Raw genomic sequence first — 5,723 nt, forward strand, 5'->3', positions numbered from 1 at the left:
ACGTCGTCCAGGGCGAGCTGCAGTTGGCGTCCGTCCTCCGAGGCGGCACGGGTCGGGGAGCCCAGGATCGCCGCGCATCGCGCCGCGACCGGGGCGAGCCGCCCGTGGGAGACCTTCGGGCCGGCCGCGTGCAGCCCGACGCGTACGGCGTGGGCGCTCGCTCCGCGTTCTGCCTGCATCGCCCGTCGCCAGGACGCGTTCGTACTCATCCGGCTGCCAGATCAGAGTGCAGTTCGGTCAGCGCCGCCAGCACCCGCGTCGAGGGTCGCCATGCTCTGGACTCACCCTCACTCACCTCCTGACAACAATCCGAGGAGGTCAGCAGGAACGAATGTCCGAGAATCGTGGTCATTGTTCGAGTGAGAAGGGTCCGGAATCGGACATGGAGCCGTTTTCGGTTACTCGGGCCCGACGCGTGATGCTCATCACACAATGTGTAGCCAGAGCGTCACTTCGGGTTTGCGCAAACGGCTGAGCCTTTCAGCCGCTGCACAGGTGAGCGGCGTGGCGCGCCGCGTGCATGGCCTGGCGCAGGGGTGGCTGCGAAGCCCCGACAGCCACGTGAGCGTAATCGAACGGCTCCGTTCGGTGAGAATTCTGGTTCGGCGGATGCACGATCACGTCCTGCGGCACGCCATCGGAAGCAGAGGGCGCATGCCGGCGTCCCTGCGGGCCCGAAGGGAGAGGGGCCCGTCTTTCACGGGAGGGATGAAGGCCCTGTGTCGTTTCAGCTACTTGGGGATGTGGTCCTCGTGGTGCTCGCCGTGCGGGTGCTGGGCCGCGACGTGGTGGTGCTGCTGCGCCGCGCGGCGGCGGCCGGGGTGCGGGTGGGGGTCAGCGAGCTGCGCCGCGGCGACCATGAGGAGGGGCAGGCGTGACACGGGAATTCCCAGGACGTCCGGTGGGAGCCGCGCCGATGACAGAAAAGCTGCCGTTGGACTTCGAGGCGTTCCACCGGATGCACCGTCCTGCGTACGTGCGTTGGGCGAAGACGTACCTGAACAACAGGGCCGATGCCGAAGAGGCGGTCGACTGGGCCTTCGAGCAGCTGCTGGTGGCCTGGCCGGAGGTTCTGGCGAAGGAGAGTCCGGCAGCCTATGCCTGGCAGGTGATGAAGAACCGCACGGCCGATGTCGCCCGGGCCCGCGGCCGCCGTGAGGCACTGGTCGACACGGCGGCCTTCGAGACGGCCGCCCTGCGTGAGGCGGTCGACCCCATCGGGCAACTGGAGGAGAGCATGTGCCTCTACCAGGCCATCCAGGCCCTGCCCGAGCGCCAGCGGGACGTCATAGTCCTGCGCTTCAGCCACGGGCTGTCCGCCTTCGAGGCCGCCGACCACCTGGGCATCACGCCGGCGGCGGTCCGCTCCATCGCCCGCTACGCACGGCGCCGCCTGCAGGAAGCACTCGGGCTGGCCAAGGAAGGACACGCCGATGACATCGCACATTGACCGGCTGCTGGCCAAGGCCCGTCTGGTCAGCGAGCCCTACACCCAGGACGACATCAACGCCGCAGCACGCCGTGTCGCCGCACGGGTCGCTGCCCGCCGTGCCGATCCGCAGGCCCAGGAAAGCGGGCCCGCACCCTCCGGGCCGCAGGACCCCGCGGCGCACGCCTCCGCCGGAGCGGCGGCGCAGGATCTGCGCACCCTGTGCGAGACGGCCGTCATGAGCATCGGGGCCCTGGCGAGCCTGCGGCGCTTCGTGGCCCGCTCGCTGCCCGAACCGCCTGGAGCACGGGTGCTGGGATGCATCCTCCAGCTCACCGAGCAGGAAGACTCCGCACGCTCTTGGTGGCAGTACGCCGCCGGCGCCGGTGACAGTGCCGCCACCTACTGCCTGTATCTGCACCACCTGGCCCACGGTGAGCAGCACGAGGCGAACTGGTGGCGCATCCAGGCAGAAGCCGCTTCCCTCCCCGGCCAGGCAGAAGCCGGGCGGCAGGAGTTCGCCACGACTCTGCGCATCCTGCGTGGCCTGAAGACCGGCGAGGAGACGCAGGACCTCATCACCAGGACGATGCTGGTCAGTGCCGTCCTCGACTACGTACCCGCAGCGGTCGCCTACGCCGACGACGACCTGGACCTGCCCCTGCCCGATGCCGACTTCACCGACCGCATCACATCGCTGACCACCCCAGCCACCACCCACCCCGAACGCGCGCAGCCCCACAGCCCCCTCCCCCACCAGCCAGTCCCCTGCGGCGCGGCCTCATCGGCTGCGGCAGCCCATCCCACCAGCTTCACCGGCCAGCCATCCGCATCACCGGCCACGACCGCGTCCGTATGGCAGTGGAACGACAGCGGAGGCGCATTCGGCCACAAACAGCGCATCGGTAGCTTTGCCGCAGCCAAGCGCCGCGAAAACGCGTGGCAGGCGTTCTGGCAGCACTGCGAAGAGTGCGCCGACTGCGACCCCGCCGGGATCCCCTGCCCCGCCTACCAAGGGGCCCTGTGGTAGCCGCCTGCCCAGTGACTCGCGCAACACTCGCGGCGCTGATCGTCGCCCATGCCTTCTGGGCGGACTCGTCCCGACCGGCGTTCCCGCGGCCCGTGATGCGCTCAAGCACCACCACGAGCAGAAGACCGCCGACGCCTCCAGCCAGCCGCCGGCCTTCCCGGTGCCAGTCGGCCGTCACGCACGACCAGGTCCAGGACGTCTTCCACCGAGGCCGTCGTCCCCACTCAGTCAGGTGACGACGGCGGGATGGTGCGGATGAGACCGCAGGCAGGTTCCCACCTGCTGGACGACGCCTGGCGGCGCCCCTGAGCGCATGCCGAGGCCGCGGAGAGGATGGTCACCTCCGAAGAGTCAAGGGCTGTCCTAGGGCCGCCTGTTGCCGCATCGATGATGCCGAATCCAACCGGTGGGCAGGTCCATCGACGCAGCGCGGGCATCTTCTCCGAAGCTCCGGGTTGGCCTGCTGCGTCTTCCGCGCTGGTCGGTGAATGAGCCTGCCCGTCGGTGGAAACTCGGTGGGCGCGGAAAAGGGGCGGGTGAAGTGTTCGCGCGACTGAAGAGAAGAGGGTCCTGTCATGGCTGACGACCTCATCACCATGGTCACCACCGACCACCGCGAGCTTGAGCGCCTCTTCGACATGATGAAGGAGGACCGGAGCTCCAGGCCGCTGGCGCTGCCGCTGGCCGTGGCCATGCTGGAGGCGCACAGCGAGGCCGAGGAGGACCGGGTGTACCCGGCCGTGGCCCGCGAGGCCGGTGAGAAGGACGAGGCCGAGCACGCCGCCGAGGAGCATCATCAGGCCGAGGATCTCGGCAAGCATCTGCTGGAGATGGACTGGGAGAGCAGGGAGTTCGACCGGGCCTTGGAGGACTGGACCAGCGCCGTTCTGCATCACGTCCAGGAGGAGGAGAACGAGATCCTGCCCGCGCTGAGTGAGGCCGTCGACTCCGATCGTCTGCGTGAGCTGGGCCTGCAGTTCGCCACCCGGCGATCGCGGAAGCTGACGGGCCAGCCCCTCAGTGCCGTCGGTGGCGACACCCGCGGTGGCGGTGGGGGTACCCGCGGTCCCGGTAAAGGCACCAGCGCCGGCGCCGGTCGTCAGGCGACCGAGGGGATGAGCCGGGCGGAGCTTTACGAGAAGGCGCGGGAGATCGGTATCGAGGGCCGGTCCTTGATGACCAAGGAGCAACTCGCCGAGCAGGTCAGCAAGGCGCAGAAGCGCAAGAAGCGCTGAACGCGCAATGCCGGGCATGGCCGATCGGGCGTGGCCCGGACCGGCCATGCCCGGCCCAGGTTTCCCCTGAAGGGCGGGTTGTTGTCCCGTCTCGAATTGTTGTCCCGTCGGCAACTCGGAAGCGGCCGTCAGCTGTCCTTGCCCATGGCCTTGCGTACGGCGTCCCGGGTGCGGTCGATCACCGCGGCGATCGGGCCCAGGGTGAGGTTCTTGACCGCCGACTCGGTGCCGGGGTGCAGGTGGGTCGGCGCCATCGCCTCGGCCGCGCGCAGGGCGGAGGCCATCGAGGCCAGGCGTGCCTTGTCCGCATGGCGGCGGATGTGGTTGAACTCGTAGCGTTCCTCGGCCCGCGCGTGCGCCATCACGTCCAGGCGCAGCGCGTGCAGCTCGGGCAGGAACTTCGGGTCGTCGGTGTTCATCCCGTCCAGGCGGGACAGGAGTTCCTTGGCCTTCCGCTTCTCGTGCAGACGGTCCTCCACGACCTTCTCGCCATCCGGTACGGACCGTCGCGTGAAGGGATGGACGCCTCCTCCTCGGCCGTCTCGTGCACGGCCAGCAGCCGGACCAGACTCAACAGGACATGATCAGGCCGGACCCACTGCGGCACGGCTCCCCGGAGATCGGGTAATCAGCAGACAGAAGGCAGCCGCGGGACGCCAGTGCGCTGCTCGACGCGCGTGCGCGGCACCAGGCGCCCGGGTCGGCCTGGGCGAAACAGCGCAATCGGAGCGGCGGCCGGCAGGTTCCGTACGGCGACCGGAACTGGGATCTGCGCCGGCCTGGCGCAGCAGCGGTGCCCTCCGGCGCCGACTGCACCGCCGACGCCCCGTAGCGGTGGTCATGAACGCCTGGTTCTGGAAGCGGCGAATTCGGGAGACCGAGAGCTCCCCTCAGAGGAGCACTTCGTGTCCGTGCCTCGGCGGCACCGTGGGTCTTCAGCCGGATCGGCCCATTGCCTTTCGGACCGCGTCGCGGGTGCGGTCGATGACGGAGGCCAGCGGGCCGACCGCGATGTTGGCTGCGGCGGTCTCTGCTCCCGGATGCGGGCGGGTGGGTGCCATGGCCTCGGCGGCTTTGACGGCCGTGGCCATCGCGGAGAGTTTTCCGGCGTCGGTGTGCTCTTTGAGCTGGGTGAACTCTTCGCGTTCTTCCGCCTCGGCATGTGCGATCACCGATTCGCGAAGGGCGAGGAAGCCGGGCATGAAGCCGGGGTCTTCAGGGTCCATGTCGTCCAGGCGGCTGAGTTGTTCCTTTGCCTGACGCTCTTCCTCCAGTCGTTCGGCGACGACCTGCTCGCCGCCGTCGAAGGCGCGGCGGGCCGTCGGGTGGACGACCTCTTCCTCTGCGGTTTCGTGGACCGCCAGCAGTCGCACGAGGCTGCGCCATGCGTCACGTCTCTGGTCGCCTGTGCTGTTGTTTACCTCCTCGAACAGTTCGCGGATGGCCACGTGCTGGGCCTTCAGCAGGGTCACCACGTCGTCGTCGGGTCCGATCTGCGAAGGCCGGTCGGTGTCCGCCATTTCTTGTCTCCCTACGCGTGGGACTGAGCCAGGGTTTCAGCCCGGTCGGTATTTCCTTGTCATCCCCGGCGCGGCGGCTTGCGCGGCGCGAAGGGATGGCATTTCACCCGCCCGGAGGAGGTGAGACACCGGTTGGTGGCCGACGCGCCGACACGGCATCTCCCATGAGCGAAGCCGGGCCCCCGACCCGGATCGCGCTGATCGGCGTCGAGGGCGACCCCTTGCCGGTGGAGTCAGGAAGTGGCGACCGGTGGATCGTTCGTGTCGATGCACCTCGCGAACCGTGGTCCTATCGACCGTAGGCGTCCGTTCGGGGCAGTGGGCCGACGCGCGGTCGGCGGCCGGGGCGGAGCGCGGCATGTCGCTCGCCCGGGCCGGTGGAGCCAGCCAGGGCGTCGACGACGGTTCCAGGTGTCGCCGACCAGGCACCAGGCCTTTCCGACCTGCTGGACCTGGACAGTCTCGTCGCGCATGCCGGATCCGTCGGTCTGATCGCGGGCGCGCTGCTG

General features: G+C 69.2%; 7 protein-coding genes and 1 pseudogene. 5 read left to right on the plus strand and 3 right to left on the minus strand.

What is annotated here, in order from left to right:
• A partial coding sequence (locus ACWD3C_RS47525) for a hypothetical protein (protein ID WP_451154893.1) occupies window positions 1–209 on the minus strand: 209 nt, incomplete at its 3' end.
• Window positions 210–719: 510 nt separating this feature from the next.
• Here ACWD3C_RS47525 and ACWD3C_RS47530 point away from each other — a divergent pair.
• From ACWD3C_RS47530 to ACWD3C_RS47545, 4 genes are all read left to right on the plus strand, one after another.
• Window positions 720–878, plus strand: a complete 159-nt coding sequence (locus ACWD3C_RS47530) for a hypothetical protein (RefSeq protein WP_451154895.1) — start codon at window positions 720–722, stop codon at window positions 876–878.
• 38 nt (window positions 879–916) lie between these two features.
• A complete protein-coding gene (locus ACWD3C_RS47535; protein ID WP_451154897.1) occupies window positions 917–1,450 on the plus strand; it encodes a sigma-70 family RNA polymerase sigma factor in 534 nt (177 codons plus the stop codon).
• Window positions 1,434–2,459, plus strand: coding sequence for a hypothetical protein (locus tag ACWD3C_RS47540; protein ID WP_451154899.1), 1,026 nt, complete (start codon window positions 1,434–1,436; stop codon window positions 2,457–2,459). Before ACWD3C_RS47535 ends, ACWD3C_RS47540 begins: the two co-directional genes overlap by 17 nt.
• Window positions 2,460–3,034: 575 nt before the next feature.
• A complete protein-coding gene (locus ACWD3C_RS47545; RefSeq protein ID WP_451154901.1) occupies window positions 3,035–3,694 on the plus strand; it encodes a hemerythrin domain-containing protein in 660 nt (219 codons plus the stop codon).
• Between the two features lie 128 nt (window positions 3,695–3,822).
• Here the strand turns inward: ACWD3C_RS47545 and ACWD3C_RS47550 are convergent, their stop codons facing one another.
• Window positions 3,823–4,173, minus strand: a complete 351-nt coding sequence (locus ACWD3C_RS47550) for a hypothetical protein (RefSeq protein WP_451154903.1) — start codon at window positions 4,171–4,173, stop codon at window positions 3,823–3,825.
• 456 nt (window positions 4,174–4,629) lie between these two features.
• Window positions 4,630–5,214 carry a hemerythrin domain-containing protein gene (locus ACWD3C_RS47555; protein WP_451154905.1) on the minus strand — a complete coding sequence of 195 codons (585 nt, stop codon included), beginning with the start codon at window positions 5,212–5,214 and terminating at the stop codon, window positions 4,630–4,632.
• Between the two features lie 413 nt (window positions 5,215–5,627).
• Between ACWD3C_RS47555 and ACWD3C_RS47560 the strand changes: the two are divergent.
• A pseudogene (locus ACWD3C_RS47560) lies at window positions 5,628–5,723 on the plus strand (YihY/virulence factor BrkB family protein); the annotation flags it as partial.

Source organism: Streptomyces sp. NPDC002845, assembly GCF_053591955.1.

What these genes read in the sequence shown, in the direction of transcription:
- ACWD3C_RS47535 (WP_451154897.1), top strand. Translation starts at nt 917, where the DNA reads ATGACAGAAAAGCTGCCGTTGGACTTCGAGGCGTTCCACCGGATGCAC.
- ACWD3C_RS47540 (WP_451154899.1), top strand. Translation starts at nt 1,434, where the DNA reads ATGACATCGCACATTGACCGGCTGCTGGCCAAGGCCCGTCTGGTCAGC.
- ACWD3C_RS47545 (WP_451154901.1), top strand. Translation starts at nt 3,035, where the DNA reads ATGGCTGACGACCTCATCACCATGGTCACCACCGACCACCGCGAGCTT.
- ACWD3C_RS47555 (WP_451154905.1), bottom strand. Translation starts at nt 5,214, where the DNA reads ATGGCGGACACCGACCGGCCTTCGCAGATCGGACCCGACGACGACGTG.